We start from the raw sequence: 18,063 nt of genomic DNA, 5'->3' as shown, positions 1-18,063 counted from the left end.
AAGAAGTGACCTAAAATAGCCATCCAGATGTTAATCCATCTATACTGATTAACACTCATACTGCCAGTGTCAAAAAACCTGCGGCCTTGGTAGAATTATCTCCTTTGGCTATTCCACACAGCAGCTTGAGCTAACCAAATTCCTCTTAGGTGAAATAAAACATGGCAAAACACCTGTTTACGTCCGAGTCCGTATCAGAAGGACATCCTGATAAAATTGCTGACCAAATCTCCGATGCGGTGCTGGATGCGATCCTGACTCAGGATCCGAAAGCGCGCGTAGCGTGTGAAACCTATGTCAAAACCGGCATGGTTCTGGTTGGCGGTGAGATCACCACCAGCGCATGGGTTGATATCGAAGAGATCACCCGTAACACGGTACGTGAGATCGGTTATGTACATTCTGATATGGGCTTTGATGCCAATTCCTGCGCGGTTCTGAGCGCAATTGGTAAACAGTCTCCAGACATCAACCAGGGCGTTGACCGTGCCGATCCGCTGGAACAGGGCGCGGGCGACCAGGGTCTGATGTTCGGCTATGCAACCAACGAAACCGACGTGCTGATGCCAGCACCGGTGACTTACGCGCACCGTCTGGTGCAGCGCCAGGCTGAAGTGCGTAAAAACGGCACCCTGCCATGGCTGCGCCCGGATGCAAAAAGCCAGGTGACCTTCCAGTACGACGACGGCAAAATCGTCGGCATTGACGCGGTAGTTTTGTCTACCCAGCATGCCGAAGATATCGATCAGAAATCCCTGCAGGAAGCAGTGATGGAAGAGATCATCAAGCCTGTTCTGCCAACCGAATGGCTGAGCAGCGCAACCAAATACTTCATCAACCCAACCGGACGCTTTGTGATTGGCGGCCCAATGGGTGACTGCGGTCTGACCGGTCGTAAAATCATCGTTGATACCTACGGCGGCATGGCGCGTCACGGTGGCGGTGCATTCTCCGGTAAAGATCCATCAAAAGTGGACCGTTCTGCTGCTTACGCTGCACGCTATGTGGCGAAAAACATCGTTGCTGCAGGCCTGGCTGACCGCTGTGAGATCCAGGTTTCCTACGCCATCGGCGTGGCAGAGCCAACCTCCATCATGGTTGAAACCTTCGGTACTGAAAAAGTGCCTTCAGAACAGCTGACCCTGCTGGTGCGCGAGTTCTTCGACCTGCGTCCATACGGCCTGATTCAGATGCTGGATCTGCTGCACCCAATCTACAAAGAAACTGCTGCATACGGTCACTTTGGTCGCGAACATTTCCCATGGGAAAAAACCGACAAAGCCGCTCTGCTGCGTGAAGCTGCCGGTTTGAAGTAATCGACTACCCGCTGCTTAAACAGGCCAGCCTTTGTGCTGGCCTTTTTTATGGCGGGTGGCGGCAATGTTTGGAACCGCTTACACCTCACTTTCTATACCCCGCTTTCAGAATATTCTCTTTGCATGATCGCCTTTCTTCTGCTGTTACATTTCCTTTCAGTTAAGTCTGAAATTCAAACAAACGCGATGCACATCAATTAATTTACCTCTATATTTTCAAAGCTTTAATTATTTTTACGGTTGCAGCTTAGTGTAACCGATTACACCATTGTGATTTGTCTCACATATTTTTACGGGTCGCTCACCTACCCTTAACATCGATAAAACTGATAACCCAACTGGAGGGCATAATGCCTGACAATAATAAACAGGGGCGTACGTCCAACAAGGCGATGACTTTCTTCGTCTGCTTCCTTGCCGCCCTGGCAGGATTACTCTTTGGCCTGGATATCGGCGTGATTGCCGGCGCTCTTCCCTTCATCGCAGACGAATTCCAGATTAACGCACATACCCAGGAATGGGTGGTCAGCTCCATGATGTTTGGCGCGGCCGTTGGTGCCGTCGGCAGCGGCTGGCTCTCTTTCAAACTGGGACGTAAAAAGAGCCTGATGATTGGCGCGATCCTCTTCGTCGCCGGTTCCCTCTTCTCTGCCGCCGCCCCTAACGTTGAAGTGCTTATTCTTTCCCGCGTGCTGTTGGGGCTGGCCGTGGGCGTGGCGTCTTATACCGCGCCGCTTTACCTGTCAGAAATCGCGCCGGAGAAAATCCGCGGCAGTATGATTTCGATGTACCAGCTGATGATCACCATCGGTATTTTGGGCGCTTACCTGTCCGATACCGCGTTCAGCTACAGCGGCGCATGGCGCTGGATGCTGGGCGTGATCATCATTCCTGCCGTTCTGCTGCTGATTGGCGTCTTCTTCCTGCCGGACAGCCCGCGCTGGTTTGCCGCCAAACGCCGCTTCCACGATGCTGAACGGGTACTCTTACGCCTGCGAGATACCAGCGCAGAGGCGAAAAACGAGCTGGAAGAGATCCGCGAAAGCCTGAAGGTGAAACAGTCTGGCTGGGCGCTGTTCAAAGAGAACAGCAACTTCCGCCGCGCGGTGTTCCTTGGCGTGCTGTTACAGGTAATGCAACAGTTCACCGGGATGAACGTCATCATGTATTACGCGCCAAAAATCTTTGAACTGGCGGGTTATACCAATACCACCGAGCAGATGTGGGGCACCGTGATCGTGGGGCTGACCAACGTGCTGGCGACCTTCATCGCGATCGGTCTGGTCGACCGCTGGGGACGTAAGCCAACGCTGACCCTGGGCTTCCTGGTGATGGCCGCTGGTATGGGGATTCTCGGTACCATGATGCATATGGGCATTCACTCTCCAACCGCGCAGTACCTGGCGGTAGGTATGCTGCTGATGTTTATCGTCGGGTTTGCAATGAGTGCCGGTCCGCTGATTTGGGTGCTGTGCTCTGAAATCCAGCCGTTGAAAGGGCGTGATTTCGGTATCACCTGCTCTACCGCGACCAACTGGATTGCCAACATGATCGTCGGTGCCACGTTCCTCACCATGCTCAACACGCTGGGCAATGCGAACACCTTCTGGGTCTACGCCGGTCTGAACCTGTTCTTTATTGTTCTCACCGTCTGGCTGGTTCCTGAAACCAAACACGTTTCACTGGAACACATTGAACGTAATCTGATGAAAGGTCGTCCGCTGCGCGAAATTGGCGCACACGACTAATCCTCTTGCGGGAGGCGCCTCTTGCGCCTCCCCGCTTCGCGCTTTATGCTCTGCCCCTATGAAAGCACCCCGTCTCCCCATCGCCATTCAGCAGGCCGTTATGCGCAGCCTGCGGGAAAAACTCGCCCAGGCCAACCTGAAGCTCGGCCGTAATTATCCGGAGCCGAAACTCGTCTACCAGCAGCGAGGAACCGCGGCGGGTACCGCCTGGCTGGAATCCTATGAGATCCGCCTGAACCCGGTTCTGATGATGGAAAATCAACAGGCGTTTATTGAGGAGGTGGTACCGCACGAACTGGCACACCTTCTGGTATGGAAACACTTCGGCCGCGTGGCTCCGCACGGCAAAGAGTGGAAATGGATGATGGAGGCGGTGCTCGGCGTTCCGGCACGCCGGACTCATCAGTTTGAACTGGAATCGGTACGCCGTAATACCTTCCCCTACCGCTGCCAGTGCCAGCAGCATCAGCTCACCGTTCGTCGCCATAACCGTGTGGTACGCGGCGAGGCAACCTACCGCTGCGTGAAGTGCGGCGAGCCACTGGTCGCAGAATAACCAACTGAACTTTCAGGAACTTTCCTGATCTGGCTGATTGCATACTGGAACAACTTTCGCTACGTTGCGGGCTCATTTTGACACGGAGTGTAAGATGTCCCGTAATTTCTCTCTCGCGGTTGCCTTTTTGACAACGGCCCTCTCCGGCCAGGCTCTGGCCGACGGTATCAACAGTTTTTCCCAGGCCAAAGCGGCAGGCGTGAAGGTCAACGCCGACGTGCCGGGCGATTTCTACTGTGGCTGCAAAATTAACTGGCAGGGTAAAAAAGGGATCGTTGACCTTGAATCCTGCGGCTATAAGGTGCGTAAAAACGAAAATCACGCCAGCCGCATCGAGTGGGAGCATGTAGTTCCGGCATGGCAGTTTGGCCATCAGCGCCAGTGCTGGCAGGATGGCGGACGTAAAAACTGCGCCAAAGATCCGGTCTATCGTCAGATGGAAAGCGATATGCACAACCTGCAGCCGGCGGTTGGCGAAGTCAATGGCGATCGCGGCAACTTTATGTACAGCCAGTGGAACGGTGGCGAAGGTCAGTATGGCCAGTGCGGTATGAAGGTGGATTTTAAAGAGAAAGTCGCTGAGCCACCCGCCCGAGCACGCGGCAGCATTGCCCGCACGTACTTCTATATGCGCGATCGTTACAACCTCAACCTTTCCCGCCAGCAAACCCAACTGTTTAACGCCTGGAATAAACAATACCCGGTCACCGAGTGGGAATGTCAGCGCGACGAACGCATCGCCAGGGTCCAGGGGAATCATAACCCTTACGTCCAGCGGGCTTGCCAGGCGCAAAAGAGCTAACCTACACTAGCGGCAATTCGCTTACACAGCATGACACATGGAATTTTTGACTATGCGTATTCCTCGCATCTATCACCCTGAACTGATTACCGCTGGCCGCGAAATCGCCCTGTCTGACGATGCCGCCAACCACGTTGGCCGCGTGCTGCGCATGGGGCCAGGCCAGGCGATTCAGCTGTTTGACGGCTCCAACCAGGTTTTCGACGCGGAAATTACGCGGGCGGATAAAAAAAGCGTGCACGTCAATGTGCTGCGCGGCGAAATCGATGACCGTGAATCGCCGCTGCACATTCATCTGGGCCAGGTGATGTCGCGCGGGGAAAAGATGGAGTTCACCATTCAGAAATCCATTGAACTGGGTGTAAGCCTCATTACGCCACTTTTTTCTGAGCGCTGCGGCGTTAAACTGGATGCGGAACGTCTGAACAAGAAGATCCAGCAGTGGCAGAAAATTGCCATTGCTGCCTGTGAACAGAGTGGCCGCAACCGTATTCCGGAGATCCGCCCGGCGATGGACCTGGAAGACTGGTGTGCAGAAGAGGAGAGCGGGCTCAAGCTCAATCTCCATCCGCGCGCCAGCGCCAGCATCAATACGTTGCCGCTGCCCGTTGAGCGTGTACGCCTGCTGATTGGCCCGGAAGGCGGCCTGTCGGCAGATGAAATTGCCATGACGGCACGTTACCAGTTTACTGATATTCTGTTGGGACCTCGCGTTCTGCGCACTGAGACAACGGCACTCACAGCCATCACCGCGCTACAGGTGCGGTTTGGCGATCTGGGTTGACCCATTAACGGAGAAGAACATGATCAAGCTCGGCATCGTGATGGACCCCATCGCAAACATTAACATCAAGAAAGATTCCAGCTTCGCCATGCTGCTGGAAGCGCAGCGTCGCGGCTATGAGCTCCACTATATGGAGATGAACGATCTTTATCTGATCAACGGTGAAGCCCGCGCACGCACCCGCATCGTTAACGTCGAGCAGAATTACGACAAATGGTACGAATTCGGCAGCGAGCAGGATATTGCGCTCGCCGATCTCAACGTCATCCTGATGCGTAAAGATCCTCCGTTCGACACCGAATACATCTACTGCACCTATATCCTTGAGCGCGCAGAAGAAAAAGGGACGCTTATCGTTAATAAACCGCAGAGCCTGCGCGACTGCAACGAGAAGCTCTACACCGCCTGGTTCTCCGATCTGACGCCGGAAACGCTGGTGACCCGCAGCAAAACACAGCTTAAGGCATTCTGGCAGAAGCACGGTGATATCATCATGAAGCCGCTGGACGGCATGGGCGGTGCGTCTATTTTCCGCGTAAAAGAAGGCGACCCGAATATCGGCGTGATTGCCGAAACGCTGACCGAACTGGGTACGCGTTACTGCATGGCACAGAACTATCTGCCCGCGATTAAAGACGGCGATAAACGCGTCCTGATCGTGGATGGCGAACCCGTGCCTTACTGCCTGGCACGTATCCCGCAGGGGGGCGAAACCCGTGGCAATCTGGCGGCCGGTGGCCGTGGCGAACCGCGTCCGTTAACCGAAAGCGACTGGGAAATTGCCCGCCGCGTCGGCCCAACGCTGAAAGCCAAAGGCCTGATCTTTGTTGGCCTGGATATCATTGGCGATCGTCTGACCGAAGTGAACGTTACCAGCCCGACCTGCATTCGTGAAATTGAAGCGGAATTCCCGGTCTCGATCACCGGAATGCTGATGGACGCCATCGAAAAACGTCTCCAGAAATAACTTACCAATACTATTAGTGACAGCACCCCGGTTTGTCCGCATACTGGGGCTGTCGCTTTTTAAACCAGGAAACAGTACCTCTGACAATGAATTTACAGCATCACTTTCTTATTGCCATGCCTGCTCTCCAGGACCCGATTTTCCGCCGCTCCGTGGTTTATATTTGTGAATACAATGAAGACGGCGCGATGGGCATTATCATCAACAAACCGCTGGAAAACCTGCAGGTTGAAGGGATTCTGGAAAAGCTGAAAATTACAGCTGAAGCGCGCCTGCCGGAAATCCGTCTTGATAAACCGGTAATGCTGGGTGGCCCCCTTGCAGAGGATCGCGGGTTTATCCTGCATACGCCGCCCATTTTCTCTTCCAGTATTCGTATCTCTGACAACACGGTAATCACCACCTCCCGCGATGTGCTGGAAACGCTGGGCACCGCAGAGCAGCCTTCCGAAGTGCTGGTGGCACTGGGTTACGCCTCCTGGGAGAAGGGTCAGCTTGAACAGGAGATCCTGGATAACGCCTGGCTCACCGCACCTGCGGATATGAATATCCTGTTTAAAACCCCTATCGCCGATCGCTGGCGTGATGCGGCGAAACTGATTGGCATTGATATTCTGACCATGCCAGGCGTAGCGGGGCACGCGTAATGAGCGGCACACTTCTGGCCTTCGACTTTGGCACGAAAAGCATTGGCGTCGCCGTCGGCCAGCGTATCACCGGCACCGCTCGCCCGCTCACGGCCCTTAAGGCGAACGACGGCACACCGGACTGGAACCTCATTGAGCGTCTGCTCAAAGAGTGGCAGCCAGACGATGTAATTGTCGGTCTGCCGCTGAACATGGATGGCACTGAACAGCCGCTTACCGCCCGCGCGCGTAAGTTTGCCAATAAAATCCACGGTCGCTTTGGCGTTTCCGTGAAACTCCACGACGAACGATTGAGTACCGTCGAAGCGCGTGCCGGCCTGTTTGAGCACGGGGGTTTCCGCGCACTCAACAAAGGCAGCGTCGATTCGGCTTCTGCCGTCATTATCCTCGAAAGCTATTTCGAACAGGGTTACTGAGCGCCGGGGCCTACAACCGCCCCTGCGCCCGTCGTTCTGCCAGGCTCTGGTCAAAGTTCTGCATCCCCGCCTGCTGACCGGTTTGAATAATCCCGGGCAACTGCCACGTTTTACCTTCGCGGATAAGGTTCGCTGCCGCTGGCGTATTCACCAGCAGTTCATACAGCGCGACGCGCCCACCCTGCAGGTCGGGAAGCAGTCTTTGCGCCAGCACCGCCCGCAGGCTGCCGGCCAGCTGATTACGCACCGGGTCTTTCTCCTGCGCCGGGAACGTATCGACCAGCCGTTCAATCGCCTGAGAGGCACCGCGCGTGTGCAGCGTCGCCAGCACCAGATGCCCGGTTTCAGCGGCCGTCAGCGCCAGGCGGATCGTTTCGCTGTCGCGCAGTTCTCCCAGCAGGATGACATCCGGATCTTCACGCAACGCAGCGCGCAGCGCCTCGGCAAATGAGGGACTGTGCAGGCCGATCTCTCGCTGCTGAATCAGGCAACGTTCGCTCTGATAGACAAACTCCACCGGATCTTCCAGCGTCAGAATATGCCCATCCGTCTGGTGATTAAGAAAATCCACCATTGCCGCAAGGGTGGTAGATTTGCCGCTGCCGGTTGCCCCCGTCACCAGTATCAGCCCACTGTCGTGGGATAAGAGTTCCGGGATAGCCCGGGGAACACCCAGGGCGGAGAGCTGCGGACAGGCCCGGGGCAACAGGCGTAGCGTGATTGAGTTGCCCTTCATCTGTTTAAAGGCGCTTGCGCGCAGGCGCTGGTTTCCCGTAAGTGTCACGGCAAAATCCACCTGCCCGCTTGCCCACCATGCCCCCTGCTGCTCATCGTTGAGCCACGTTTTCAGTAACGCATCCACATCGGGAGAGGGAAAGGGAGCCGGTTCAAGGCGGCCTACTCTGCGCCAGCGCGGTGGCGAATCACTGCACAGGTGTAGATCGGAGACATTATGCTTTACACTAAGGGCCACAATTTCTTCCACATCCATACATTACTCCTCGGAAAATGAACAACATTGCGCATAACCTGGCACAGGTCCGGGACAAAATCTCAGCCGCAGCAACACGTTGCGGCCGTGCTTCAGAAGAAATTACGTTACTTGCAGTGAGCAAAACCAAGCCTGCGAGCGCCATCGCAGAAGCGATTGATGCAGGCCAGCGTGCATTTGGTGAAAACTACGTGCAGGAAGGCGTGGATAAAATTCGCTACTTCCAGGAGCAGGGGAATACCGGCCTGCAATGGCACTTTATTGGCCCACTGCAGTCGAATAAAAGCCGTCTGGTGGCAGAGCACTTTGACTGGTGCCATACCATCGACCGTCTGCGCATTGCCACACGTCTGAACGATCAGCGCCCGGCGGAGATGCCCGCGCTTAACGTGCTGATTCAAATCAACATCAGTGATGAAAACAGCAAGTCCGGCATTGCGCTGAGCGAGCTGGATGCGCTGGCGGCTGAAGTGGCCGCGCTGCCGCGCTTAACCCTGCGCGGTTTGATGGCAATCCCGGCGCCTGAGTCAAGTTATGAAAGGCAGTTTGCCGTGGCACAGCAAATGGCTGTAGCATTTGAGGCGCTTAAAGCGCGCTATGAAACGGTAGACACGCTTTCTCTGGGCATGTCGGATGATATGGAAGCCGCCATCGCGGCAGGCAGCACTATGGTGCGCATCGGCACGGCAATATTCGGTGCGCGCGACTACACCCAATAATAAGGAAACCTGAGGAACGCCATGAAGACGTTGACTTTCCTGCTCTCAACGGTCATTGAGCTGTATACGATGGCGCTTTTGCTGCGCGTCTGGATGCAGTGGGCCCGCTGTGATTTTTATAACCCGTTCTCGCAGTTTGTCGTGAAAATCACCCAACCTGTTGTGGGGCCGCTGCGCCGTATTATTCCGGCGATGGGCCCCATTGACAGCGCATCTCTGCTGGTAGCGTTTATTCTGAGCGTTATCAAAGCGATTGTGCTGTTTATGGTCATCACCTTCCAGCCGATCATCTGGATTGCTGCCGTCCTGATCCTGATTAAAACCATCGGTCTGCTGATCTTCTGGGTGCTGCTGGTCATGGCCATCATGAGTTGGGTCAGCCAGGGCCGTAGCCCGGTGGAATATGCATTGATTCAGCTGGCCGAACCGCTGCTGCGCCCTATCCGCAACCTGCTCCCGTCAATGGGCGGCATCGACTTTTCCCCGATGATCCTGGTTCTGCTGCTGTATGTCGTTAATATGGGCATTGCCGAGCTGTTACAGTCCACGGGCGATATGCTGCTGCCGGGGCTGTGGATGGCGCTATGAGTGCAGTAAGCACCTGCACTGATGGGCTGGTTTTACGGCTGTATATTCAGCCGAAAGCCAGCCATGACAATATTGTTGGACTGCATGGCGACGAGTTAAAAGTCGCCATCACCGCCCCACCGGTAGATGGCCAGGCAAATGCGCATCTGACCAAATATCTGGCAAAACAGTTTCGCGTTGCTAAAAGCCAGGTCATCATAGAAAAGGGTGAACTTGGGCGGCATAAACAGGTAAAAATCCTTAATCCGCAATCCATCCCGACGGAAGTCGCGGCTCTGATTTAACAGGATAAAACGATGCAGAAAGTTGTTCTCGCTACCGGCAACGCCGGTAAAGTGCGCGAGCTGGCCTCGCTATTAAATGATTTTGGGCTGGATGTGGTGGCGCAGACCGAGCTTGGCGTGGAGTCCGCCGAAGAGACCGGCCTGACGTTTATCGAAAACGCGATCCTGAAAGCACGCCATACCGCACAGGTCACCGGCCTGCCCGCGATTGCCGATGATTCCGGTCTGGCGGTTGATTTTCTGGGCGGTGCTCCGGGCATTTACTCTGCCCGCTATTCAGGCGTGGACGCCACCGACCAGCAGAATCTGGAAAAGCTGCTTGTCGCCCTGAAGGATGTGCCAGACGAACAGCGTACCGCGCAGTTCCACTGCGTGCTGGTCTATATGCGTCACGCTGAAGACCCCACACCTGTCGTCTGCCACGGCAGCTGGCCGGGGGTGATTACCCGTGAAGCCGCCGGTAACGGCGGCTTTGGCTACGATCCGATTTTCTTTGTCCCGACTGAGGGCAAAACCGCCGCGGAACTGACCCGCGAAGAGAAAAGCGCGATTTCCCACCGAGGACGCGCCCTGAAACTGTTACTGGAAGCCCTGCGTAATGGCTAATTTGCCGCCTCTGAGTCTTTATATTCATATCCCCTGGTGCGTGCAGAAATGTCCGTACTGCGATTTCAACTCGCATGCGCTGAAAGGTGAAGTGCCGCACGATGATTACGTTGCGCATCTGCTGGCCGACCTGGATGCCGATGTACCTTACGCACAGGGACGTGAAGTGAAGACCATTTTTATTGGTGGCGGTACGCCGAGCCTGCTGTCAGGCCCGGCGATGCAGACGCTGCTGGACGGCGTGCGTGCGCGCCTGAATCTGGCAGCGGATGCTGAAATTACGATGGAAGCCAACCCCGGTACCGTTGAGGCCGACCGTTTTGTCGAGTATCAGCGGGCGGGCGTGAACCGGATTTCCATCGGCGTGCAGAGCTTTAGCGAGCCGAAGTTAAAACGACTGGGGCGTATTCACGGCCCGGAAGAGGCGAAGCGGGCGGCAAAGCTGGCTACTGGGCTGGGTCTGCGCAGTTTTAACCTCGACCTGATGCACGGCCTGCCGGATCAGTCGCTGGAAGAGGCGCTGGACGATTTGCGTCAGGCGATTGCCCTGAACCCGCCGCATCTTTCGTGGTATCAGCTGACCATCGAGCCCAATACGCTGTTTGGCTCTCGTCCGCCGGTGCTGCCGAATGACGATGCGCTGTGGGATATCTTCGAGCAGGGCCATCAACTGTTGACCGCCGCAGGCTATCAGCAGTACGAAACGTCGGCCTATGCGAAGCCGGGCTACCAGTGCCAGCACAACCTCAACTACTGGCGCTTTGGCGACTATCTGGGCATTGGCTGCGGCGCGCACGGTAAAGTGACGTTCCCTGACGGGCGTATCCTGCGTACCGCAAAAACGCGCCATCCGCGCGGGTATATGGAAGGTCGTTATCTCGAACGTCAGCACGATGTCGAGGCGGTGGATAAGCCGTTTGAGTTCTTTATGAACCGCTTCCGCCTGCTGGAAGCCGCGCCGCGTAAAGAGTTTGCCCTTTATACCGGGTTGCCGGAAACCGTGATTCGCCCACACATTGACGAGGCGCTGGCACAGGGGTATCTCACGGAATGTGAGGAATACTGGCAGATCACCGAGCACGGCAAACTGTTCTTAAACTCCCTTCTTGAGCTGTTCCTCGCCGAAGAATCTGAAGGCTGATTCAGGATTTTGCATCCCGTTCTGCCAGCTGAGGGAAAGGCTGGCAGAGTGTGGGGATGGAAAAATCAAAACAACTCCGCAAACAAATGACGCCCGAAGAGATACGCCTCTGGTATTTGCTCAGAGGTCGTCGCTTCTTTGGGTATAAGTTTCGCCGTCAGATGCCGATTGGTGCGTATATCGTGGATTTTGCCTGCATTAAGGCAAAGCTAATTGTTGAGCTGGATGGGGGGCAACATCAGGATAAAGAGGAATATGACTCGCATCGTACCGAGTTTTTAAATACCAACGGATGGGAAGTCGTACGGTTCTGGAATAATGAGTTTCGCGTTAACGAAGAGGAAGTGTTGCATATCATTCTTCAACGACTGCAGAGCCTGATGCCCTCACCCTAACCCTCTCCCACAGGGAGAGGGAACGATTACACCCTCTCCCATGGGGAGAGGGCTGGGGTGAGGGGCCCTGCGCGCAGAGGGGCTACTTCAACGTCCCCACCAGTGCCTTCCTGCTGTCTTCCAGCGACACCACGCGTTTACACACGTCTTTACCGAACTGCTGGAAATCGGCTTCCTGATTCTTCCACTCGTTCTGAATCGAGGTCTGCAGACCGCCCAGGCTACCCAGTACGCCCTGCAGCGGGTTACCGCCGCCTTTCAGTACCGCTTTGGCGCCCATCTCGTTAATGCTGTCCTGCAGGATACCGCCCATGGCCTGATTCACCAACTGCTGGCCGTCAGCACGCACCTGATCAATCGCTTTGTAGTGGAACGTCAGGCCGTCGGTACGATGCTCGATAATCCGGTTCATCTGCTCTTTCAGCTGTTTGTCGAGCTTCGTCAGGCGGGTGCGCATGTTGCTGCTCTCACCCACCTCTTTGGTAATGATCTTGTCCAGCGCGACGCGGCCTTTCTCCACGCGGGTTAGCGCGCCTTCGTCAATCCACGGCAGCGCGGTACGCAAATCGGCCTGGTAGTCTCTGGCCTGCTCACGCTGCGCGGCGGTCAGGTTGTACTGTTTGCCATTGAACGTGACATCACCCTGCGGCGTGATGACCAGATTGCCGTTCTCACCTTTAACCTGAACGGTTTGCGGACTTAACACCACGTCATCACGCGGGGTGACGCTACATTTATACTCCGCATGGGCGGTGAATCCGGTTGCCATTAAGGCAACAGCCAGCAACGTTTTGCGCATCTTTAACACTCCCTCAGACAAAATGGGCCAGCTAATGCTGGCCCCTGACTTCTTTATTAGTCCCACCAAACGTCGAAAAGTTCGCTGACGCGAACATCTTCCAGCTTGTGGTCTTCAAGCCATTTACGTACCAGCGCCTGATGTTCTTCGGTGCATTTACCCACTTCCTGGGTGCAGATAAGACCTTCCCACGCCAGATAGCCGCTACCGTCGAAGGCCAGCTTGTTTGGCTCGATCACCTCGTTGATGAACGCATCAACGTCCTGATCGATCTGCTCAACGCTGGTGCCTTCCGGGAAACGCCAGGCAACGGAGAAGCCCACTTCCTGGAATTCTTCGATGTGCATCTTTTTACGCAGACGACGGCTACGATTCTTTGCCATTATTTCACCCTCTCGAACATTAAGTCCCATACGCCGTGACCAAGACGATGGCCACGCTGTTCAAATTTCGTTACCGGACGCGATTCCGGACGCGGTACATAGTCGTTGCTCTCTGACTGGTTTTTATACCCGTCCAGAGACGACATCACTTCCAGCATATGTTCCGCATACGGTTCCCAGTCGGTCGCCATATGGAAGACACCGCCCAGTTTCAGCTTACTTTTTACCAGCTCAGCAAACGGCGCCTGAACGATACGGCGCTTATTATGACGTGCTTTGTGCCACGGGTCAGGGAAAAAGAGCTGAACCATGTTCAAAGAATTGTCAGGAATCATTTTGTGCAGCACTTCCACCGCGTCGTGACACATCACGCGCAAGTTCTCGCCCCCCTCTTCGTGGGCGGTGGCCAGACACGCGCCAACGCCTGGAGAATGCACTTCTATGCCGAGGAAGTTCTGCTCCGGGCGGGCTTTCGCCATGGTCACCAGCGAGGTGCCCATACCAAAGCCGATCTCCAGGGTCACTGGCGCATCGCGACCGAACAGGTCGGCAAAGTCGAGCGGCTGCTCGCTGAACTCAACGCCCATCACCGGCCAGTAGTTGTCCAGCGCGTGTTGCTGCCCTTTTGTCAGGCGACCCTGACGGCGGACAAAGCTGCGAATACGGCGCAGCGGGCGACCGTTTTCATCAAATTCCGGTGAAATGACGTCGTTTTTCATAAAAGAGTTGTCTGCTTGTGAGAATGTTCGGGAAACGGGCATTATCCAAAGTTAAGGCTTCTATGCAAGCATGGGAAAGATCCGGTTTACAGCAGATTGACGCTGTGCTGCAATCGGCGTCCCTGATTATACGAATCGATGACCATGCAAGCCTCTCAATTTTCAGCCCAGGTGCTGGACTGGTACGACAAATACGGGCGTAAAACCCTGCCCTGGCAAATTGAAAAAACGCCTTACAAAGTATGGCTCTCCGAAGTAATGTTGCAACAAACGCAGGTTGCCACGGTGATCCCTTACTTTGAGCGTTTTATGGCGCGCTTTCCCACGGTAACCGATCTGGCCAACGCGCCGTTAGACGAGGTGCTGCACCTGTGGACAGGGCTTGGCTACTACGCCCGCGCGCGCAATCTGCACAAAGCCGCACAGCAGGTCGCGACGCGCCACAACGGTAAATTCCCGGAAACCTTCGACGAGGTGGCGGATTTACCCGGTGTCGGACGATCCACCGCGGGTGCCATCCTCTCACTGTCCCTCGGCAAACATTTCCCGATCCTTGACGGTAACGTGAAGCGCGTGCTGGCACGTTGCTATGCGGTTGACGGCTGGCCGGGGAAAAAAGAGGTCGAAAAGCGGCTGTGGGAGATCAGTGAAGCGGTAACCCCGGCAAAGGGCGTGGAGCGGTTTAACCAGGCGATGATGGATCTCGGTGCGATGGTCTGCACCCGCTCGAAACCAAAATGCGAGCTTTGCCCGCTCAATAACCTGTGCGTGGCGTACGCAAATCATTCCTGGGCGCAGTATCCCGGTAAAAAGCCGAAGCAGACGCTGCCGGAGCGCACCGGTTACATGCTGTTGATGCAGCACGGGGACGAGGTCTTTCTGGCGCAGCGCCCGCCGAGCGGCCTCTGGGGTGGTCTATACTGCTTCCCACAGTTTGAAGATGAGGCCACGCTCCGGGCCTGGCTTAAACAGCGCGGCATTGCTGCCGATAACCTGACGCAGCAGACCGCGTTTCGCCACACTTTCAGCCATTTCCATCTGGATATTGTGCCGATGTGGCTTCCCGTGTCCTCCTTCGCCTCGTGCATGGATGAAGGCACCGCTCTCTGGTATAACTTAGCGCAACCGCCATCAGTCGGGCTGGCGGCTCCCGTGGAGCGCCTGTTACAACAATTACGTGCCGGTGCAATGGTTTAGCATCGGCTAAAAAAGAGGAATGAGTATGGCCAGAACCATTTTTTGTACTTTCCTGCAGCGCGACGCTGAAGGCCAGGACTTCCAGCTCTATCCGGGCGAACTGGGTAAGCGCATTTATAACGAGATCTCCAAAGAAGCCTGGGGACAGTGGCAGAAAAAACAGACCATGCTGATTAACGAGAAAAAACTCAGCATGATGAACCCGGAACACCGCAAGCTGCTGGAGCAGGAGATGGTGAACTTCCTGTTCGAAGGTAAAGACGTCCACATCGAAGGCTATACGCCGCCGGAAAAATAACAGCGCGCGGGGGAAACCCCGCCGTTCAAGCAAACACAACACGCACTCCCGGAATGATGAAAAAAATTTTAGCGCTAGCCCTTGTTGCGCCGTTGCTTGTCTCGTGTTCATCAAAAAAAGGCGATGAATACAACGAAGCCTGGGTTAAGGACACCAACGGTTTTGATATTTTGATGGGGCAGTTTGCCCACAACATCGAGAACATATGGGGATTTAACGAAGTTCTTATCGCCGGACCTAAGGATTACGTTAAGTACACCGACGCCTACCAGACCCGTAGCCACATCAACTTCGATGACGGTACGATCACGGTTGAAACCATCGCGGGGACTGACCCTGCGGCGCATTTACGGCAGGCCATCATCAAAACCCTGCTGATGGGCGACGATCCGGGTTCTATCGATCTCTACTCCGACGCCGACGACATTACCATTTCTAAAGAGCCGTTCCTGTACGGTCAGGTCGTGGACCAGACCGGTCAGCCAATCCGCTGGGAAGGCCGCGCCACGAAATTCGCCGACTATCTGCTGCAAACGCGTCTGAAAAGCCGTACCAACGGCCTGAAAGTGATTTATAGCGTCACAATTAACCTGGTGCCGAACCACCTCGACAAGCGTGCGCATAAGTATCTGGGCATGGTGCGTCAGGCGTCACGTAAATATGGCGTGGATGAGTCGCTGATCCTGGCGATCATGCAGACCGAGTCGTCCTTTAACCCGTACGCCGTGAGCCGTTCCGACGCGCTGGGGCTAATGCAGGTTGTCCAGCACAGCGCCGGTAAAGACGTGTTCCGCGCACAGGGGAAATCGGGCACGCCGAGCCGTAGCTATCTGTTTGACCCGCAAAGCAACATTGATACCGGTACGGCCTATCTGGCGATGCTGAATAATGTTTATCTGGGCGGGATTGATAACCCAACCTCACGTCGTTATGCGGTCATTACCGCGTACAACGGCGGTGCAGGCAGCGTGCTGCGTGTCTTCTCGAATGACAAAGTGCAGGCCGCAAATATCATCAACAGCATGGCGCCGGGGGATGTCTACGCCACCCTCACCACCCGCCATCCGTCTGCGGAATCCCGTCGTTATCTGTATAAGGTGAATACGGCGCAGAAGAACTATCGTCGCCGCTAGAAAATAACACCCCTCACCCTGCCCTCTCCCAAAGGGAGAGGGTATTCAAGTTCCCTCTCCCTGTGGGAGAGGGCCAGGGTGAGGGCATCAGGCCGCACCTACCCCATCTCACCCCACCCATACGAAAATGTTATTTGCATCACAATCCAAACTGCAAATTAATGTGGATTGCATTTTTTTGCGGGAGGTAACAAAACATATCGTTGCCAACTGATAGAATTGCATCAAATAACAACCCTGAATGTTCCTATAACAACATATCTCCCGCTCACTTGTGAGGAAAGTAACATGAACCTTAAGCTGCAGCTTAAAATATTGTCGTTTCTGCAGTTCTGCCTGTGGGGTAGCTGGCTGACTACACTCGGCTCCTATATGTTTGTGACGCTCAAGTTCGATGGTGCGTCAATCGGTGCCGTCTACAGCTCGCTGGGTATCGCGGCGGTCTTTATGCCAACGCTGCTGGGGATCGTGGCGGATAAATGGTTGAGTGCGAAATGGCTATACATGCTTTGCCACCTGGTGGGCGCGGGCACGCTGTTTATGGCAGCCCAGGTCACCACGCCGGGGGCGATGTTTATGGTGATCCTGCTTAACTCGCTGGCCTACATGCCAACGCTTGGGCTGATCAACACCATCTCCTACTACCGCCTGAAATCCGCCGATATGGATATCGTGACCGACTTCCCGCCTATCCGTATCTGGGGCACCATCGGTTTTATTATGGCAATGTGGGGCGTGAGCTTCGCGGGCTTTGAACTGAGCCATATGCAGCTCTACATCGGTGCGGCGCTCTCCGTGGTGCTGGCACTGTTTACCCTGACGCTGCCGCATATTCCGGTATCTAACCAGCAGAAAAACCAGAGCTGGAGCACCATGCTTGGCCTGGACGCTTTCGCGCTGTTTAAAAACAAACGCATGGCGATCTTCTTTATCTTCTCCATGCTGCTGGGCGCGGAACTGCAAATCACCAATATGTTCGGCAATACCTTCCTGCACAGCTTCGATAATAACCCGCTGTTCTCAGGCAGCTTTATCGTTGAACATGCGTCGGTAATGATGTCCATCTCGCAGATCTCTGAGACGCTGTTCATCCTGACCATCCCGTTCTTCCTGAGCCGCTACGGCATCAAGAACGTCATGCTGATCAGTATTGCCGCGTGGATGTTGCGCTTCGGCCTGTTCGCCTACGGCGACCCAAGCCCGTTCGGCACCGTGCTGCTGGTTCTGTCGATGATTGTTTACGGCTGCGCCTTCGACTTCTTCAACATCTCCGGTTCGGTGTTTGTGGAAAAAGAGGTGAAACCTGAAATCCGCGCCAGCGCACAGGGTATGTTCCTGATGATGACCAACGGCTTCGGCTGTATCCTGGGCGGTGTGGTGAGCGGTAAAGTGGTTGAGATGTATACCACCAACGGCATTACCGACTGGCAGCCAGTGTGGCTTATCTTCGCCGCATACTCGCTGGTGCTGTTCTTCGCGTTTATCGTGCTGTTCCAGTACAAGCATGTACGCGAACCGCACGGCGCACAGCCAGTCGCGCATTGATTATTGTGCCGGGTAGGCGAAGCCGCCAC

Annotated in this window: 22 protein-coding genes; 18 read left to right on the top strand and 4 right to left on the bottom strand. The window is 55.2% G+C overall.

Going from position 1 to position 18,063, the window contains the following annotated elements; translation table 11 throughout:
* Positions 1–161 precede the first annotated feature (161 nt).
* From metK to ruvX, 8 genes are all read left to right on the top strand, one after another.
* Positions 162–1,316: a methionine adenosyltransferase gene (gene metK / locus ACOTX3_RS12770; protein WP_013098658.1), complete on the top strand. Its 1,155-nt coding sequence runs from the start codon at positions 162–164 to the stop codon at positions 1,314–1,316.
* A gap of 350 nt (positions 1,317–1,666) precedes the next feature.
* On the top strand, positions 1,667–3,064 hold the full coding sequence (galP, locus tag ACOTX3_RS12765; protein WP_020687062.1) for a galactose/proton symporter: 1,398 nt from the start codon (positions 1,667–1,669) through the stop codon (positions 3,062–3,064).
* A 58-nt stretch (positions 3,065–3,122) separates the two neighbouring features.
* The gene (locus ACOTX3_RS12760) at positions 3,123–3,620 is read left to right on the top strand and encodes a SprT family zinc-dependent metalloprotease (RefSeq protein ID WP_003860035.1); all 498 of its coding nucleotides are present in this window, start codon (positions 3,123–3,125) and stop codon (positions 3,618–3,620) included.
* 94 nt (positions 3,621–3,714) lie between these two features.
* Entirely contained in the window at positions 3,715–4,422 is a 708-nt protein-coding gene (endA, locus tag ACOTX3_RS12755; protein ID WP_127869114.1) for a deoxyribonuclease I, read from the top strand.
* A 52-nt stretch (positions 4,423–4,474) separates the two neighbouring features.
* Positions 4,475–5,206, top strand: a complete 732-nt coding sequence (gene rsmE / locus ACOTX3_RS12750; RefSeq protein WP_057071845.1) for a 16S rRNA (uracil(1498)-N(3))-methyltransferase — start codon at positions 4,475–4,477, stop codon at positions 5,204–5,206.
* Positions 5,207–5,225: 19 nt separating this feature from the next.
* Positions 5,226–6,173 (top strand): glutathione synthase, encoded by a 948-nt coding sequence (gshB, locus tag ACOTX3_RS12745; RefSeq protein WP_023620782.1) that lies wholly within the window; start codon positions 5,226–5,228, stop codon positions 6,171–6,173.
* A gap of 86 nt (positions 6,174–6,259) precedes the next feature.
* A complete protein-coding gene (locus tag ACOTX3_RS12740) occupies positions 6,260–6,820 on the top strand; it encodes a YqgE/AlgH family protein (RefSeq protein ID WP_013098664.1) in 561 nt (186 codons plus the stop codon).
* Positions 6,820–7,236 (top strand): Holliday junction resolvase RuvX, encoded by a 417-nt coding sequence (gene ruvX / locus ACOTX3_RS12735; RefSeq protein WP_006811925.1) that lies wholly within the window; start codon positions 6,820–6,822, stop codon positions 7,234–7,236. Before ACOTX3_RS12740 ends, ruvX begins: the two co-directional genes overlap by 1 nt.
* A 10-nt stretch (positions 7,237–7,246) precedes the next feature.
* On the opposite strand, the gene ACOTX3_RS12730 is transcribed toward ruvX, so the two are convergent.
* Complete coding sequence (locus ACOTX3_RS12730; protein WP_029883139.1) at positions 7,247–8,227, bottom strand: type IV pilus twitching motility protein PilT; 981 nt, start codon at positions 8,225–8,227, stop codon at positions 7,247–7,249.
* Positions 8,228–8,244: 17 nt separating this feature from the next.
* Between ACOTX3_RS12730 and ACOTX3_RS12725 the strand changes: the two genes are divergently transcribed.
* Genes ACOTX3_RS12725 through ACOTX3_RS12700 form a run of 6 tightly spaced genes read left to right on the top strand, consistent with a single transcriptional unit; the run spans position 8,245 to position 11,960 of the window.
* Entirely contained in the window at positions 8,245–8,946 is a 702-nt protein-coding gene (locus ACOTX3_RS12725; RefSeq protein WP_020687058.1) for a YggS family pyridoxal phosphate-dependent enzyme, read from the top strand.
* 21 nt (positions 8,947–8,967) lie between these two features.
* Complete coding sequence (locus ACOTX3_RS12720) at positions 8,968–9,534, top strand: YggT family protein (RefSeq protein ID WP_013098667.1); 567 nt, start codon at positions 8,968–8,970, stop codon at positions 9,532–9,534.
* Positions 9,531–9,818 (top strand): DUF167 family protein YggU, encoded by a 288-nt coding sequence (yggU, locus tag ACOTX3_RS12715; protein WP_058678490.1) that lies wholly within the window; start codon positions 9,531–9,533, stop codon positions 9,816–9,818. The genes ACOTX3_RS12720 and yggU overlap by 4 nt, the downstream gene beginning before the upstream one ends.
* 12 nt (positions 9,819–9,830) lie before the next feature.
* Positions 9,831–10,424, top strand: coding sequence for an XTP/dITP diphosphatase (locus ACOTX3_RS12710; RefSeq protein ID WP_058678489.1), 594 nt, complete (start codon positions 9,831–9,833; stop codon positions 10,422–10,424).
* On the top strand, positions 10,417–11,565 hold the full coding sequence (hemW, locus tag ACOTX3_RS12705) for a radical SAM family heme chaperone HemW (RefSeq protein ID WP_127869113.1): 1,149 nt from the start codon (positions 10,417–10,419) through the stop codon (positions 11,563–11,565). The genes ACOTX3_RS12710 and hemW overlap by 8 nt, the downstream gene beginning before the upstream one ends.
* 56 nt (positions 11,566–11,621) lie before the next feature.
* Positions 11,622–11,960, top strand: a complete 339-nt coding sequence (locus tag ACOTX3_RS12700) for an endonuclease domain-containing protein (protein WP_058678487.1) — start codon at positions 11,622–11,624, stop codon at positions 11,958–11,960.
* Positions 11,961–12,042: 82 nt separating this feature from the next.
* Here the strand turns inward: ACOTX3_RS12700 and ACOTX3_RS12695 are convergent, their stop codons facing one another.
* Genes ACOTX3_RS12695 through trmB form a run of 3 tightly spaced genes read right to left on the bottom strand, consistent with a single transcriptional unit; the run spans position 12,043 to position 13,861 of the window.
* Entirely contained in the window at positions 12,043–12,759 is a 717-nt protein-coding gene (locus ACOTX3_RS12695; protein WP_014833228.1) for a DUF2884 domain-containing protein, read from the bottom strand.
* 56 nt (positions 12,760–12,815) lie between these two features.
* A complete protein-coding gene (locus tag ACOTX3_RS12690; RefSeq protein WP_003862421.1) occupies positions 12,816–13,142 on the bottom strand; it encodes a YggL family protein in 327 nt (108 codons plus the stop codon).
* A complete protein-coding gene (trmB, locus tag ACOTX3_RS12685) occupies positions 13,142–13,861 on the bottom strand; it encodes a tRNA (guanosine(46)-N7)-methyltransferase TrmB (RefSeq protein WP_058678486.1) in 720 nt (239 codons plus the stop codon). Before trmB ends, ACOTX3_RS12690 begins: the two co-directional genes overlap by 1 nt.
* Positions 13,862–14,005: 144 nt before the next feature.
* On the opposite strand from trmB, the gene mutY reads away from it, so the two are divergent.
* The 4 genes from mutY to ACOTX3_RS12665 all read left to right on the top strand — a co-directional run bounded on the left by mutY (position 14,006) and on the right by ACOTX3_RS12665 (position 18,034).
* Entirely contained in the window at positions 14,006–15,058 is a 1,053-nt protein-coding gene (gene mutY, locus ACOTX3_RS12680) for an A/G-specific adenine glycosylase (RefSeq protein ID WP_168733707.1), read from the top strand.
* A gap of 25 nt (positions 15,059–15,083) precedes the next feature.
* Positions 15,084–15,356, top strand: a complete 273-nt coding sequence (locus ACOTX3_RS12675; RefSeq protein ID WP_013098674.1) for an oxidative damage protection protein — start codon at positions 15,084–15,086, stop codon at positions 15,354–15,356.
* A gap of 56 nt (positions 15,357–15,412) precedes the next feature.
* Positions 15,413–16,489 (top strand): membrane-bound lytic murein transglycosylase MltC, encoded by a 1,077-nt coding sequence (mltC, locus tag ACOTX3_RS12670; RefSeq protein WP_013098675.1) that lies wholly within the window; start codon positions 15,413–15,415, stop codon positions 16,487–16,489.
* Positions 16,490–16,777: 288 nt separating this feature from the next.
* Positions 16,778–18,034, top strand: a complete 1,257-nt coding sequence (locus ACOTX3_RS12665; protein ID WP_013098677.1) for a nucleoside permease — start codon at positions 16,778–16,780, stop codon at positions 18,032–18,034.
* The last annotated feature ends 29 nt before the right edge of the window (positions 18,035–18,063 follow it).

It is taken from the genome of Enterobacter cloacae complex sp. IR5384, assembly GCF_049237265.1.
GTDB classification, from domain to species: domain Bacteria; phylum Pseudomonadota; class Gammaproteobacteria; order Enterobacterales; family Enterobacteriaceae; genus Enterobacter; species Enterobacter cloacae.
The sequence above is the reverse complement of the archived record's forward strand: the minus strand, read 5'-3'. Positions and strand labels throughout refer to the sequence as shown.

Coding starts and splice junctions, on each gene's coding strand:
- ACOTX3_RS12740 (WP_013098664.1), top strand. CDS start 6,260: ATGAATTTACAGCATCACTTTCTTATTGCCATGCCTGCTCTCCAGGAC.
- ACOTX3_RS12690 (WP_003862421.1), bottom strand. CDS start 13,142: ATGGCAAAGAATCGTAGCCGTCGTCTGCGTAAAAAGATGCACATCGAA.
- hemW (WP_127869113.1), top strand. CDS start 10,417: ATGGCTAATTTGCCGCCTCTGAGTCTTTATATTCATATCCCCTGGTGC.
- gshB (WP_023620782.1), top strand. CDS start 5,226: ATGATCAAGCTCGGCATCGTGATGGACCCCATCGCAAACATTAACATC.
- ACOTX3_RS12665 (WP_013098677.1), top strand. CDS start 16,778: ATGAACCTTAAGCTGCAGCTTAAAATATTGTCGTTTCTGCAGTTCTGC.
- mutY (WP_168733707.1), top strand. CDS start 14,006: ATGCAAGCCTCTCAATTTTCAGCCCAGGTGCTGGACTGGTACGACAAA.
- ruvX (WP_006811925.1), top strand. CDS start 6,820: ATGAGCGGCACACTTCTGGCCTTCGACTTTGGCACGAAAAGCATTGGC.
- ACOTX3_RS12730 (WP_029883139.1), bottom strand. CDS start 8,227: ATGGATGTGGAAGAAATTGTGGCCCTTAGTGTAAAGCATAATGTCTCC.
- mltC (WP_013098675.1), top strand. CDS start 15,413: ATGAAAAAAATTTTAGCGCTAGCCCTTGTTGCGCCGTTGCTTGTCTCG.
- galP (WP_020687062.1), top strand. CDS start 1,667: ATGCCTGACAATAATAAACAGGGGCGTACGTCCAACAAGGCGATGACT.
- ACOTX3_RS12700 (WP_058678487.1), top strand. CDS start 11,622: ATGGAAAAATCAAAACAACTCCGCAAACAAATGACGCCCGAAGAGATA.
- ACOTX3_RS12675 (WP_013098674.1), top strand. CDS start 15,084: ATGGCCAGAACCATTTTTTGTACTTTCCTGCAGCGCGACGCTGAAGGC.
- ACOTX3_RS12725 (WP_020687058.1), top strand. CDS start 8,245: ATGAACAACATTGCGCATAACCTGGCACAGGTCCGGGACAAAATCTCA.
- endA (WP_127869114.1), top strand. CDS start 3,715: ATGTCCCGTAATTTCTCTCTCGCGGTTGCCTTTTTGACAACGGCCCTC.
- ACOTX3_RS12760 (WP_003860035.1), top strand. CDS start 3,123: ATGAAAGCACCCCGTCTCCCCATCGCCATTCAGCAGGCCGTTATGCGC.
- ACOTX3_RS12695 (WP_014833228.1), bottom strand. CDS start 12,759: ATGCGCAAAACGTTGCTGGCTGTTGCCTTAATGGCAACCGGATTCACC.
- trmB (WP_058678486.1), bottom strand. CDS start 13,861: ATGAAAAACGACGTCATTTCACCGGAATTTGATGAAAACGGTCGCCCG.
- ACOTX3_RS12710 (WP_058678489.1), top strand. CDS start 9,831: ATGCAGAAAGTTGTTCTCGCTACCGGCAACGCCGGTAAAGTGCGCGAG.
- metK (WP_013098658.1), top strand. CDS start 162: ATGGCAAAACACCTGTTTACGTCCGAGTCCGTATCAGAAGGACATCCT.
- rsmE (WP_057071845.1), top strand. CDS start 4,475: ATGCGTATTCCTCGCATCTATCACCCTGAACTGATTACCGCTGGCCGC.
- yggU (WP_058678490.1), top strand. CDS start 9,531: ATGAGTGCAGTAAGCACCTGCACTGATGGGCTGGTTTTACGGCTGTAT.
- ACOTX3_RS12720 (WP_013098667.1), top strand. CDS start 8,968: ATGAAGACGTTGACTTTCCTGCTCTCAACGGTCATTGAGCTGTATACG.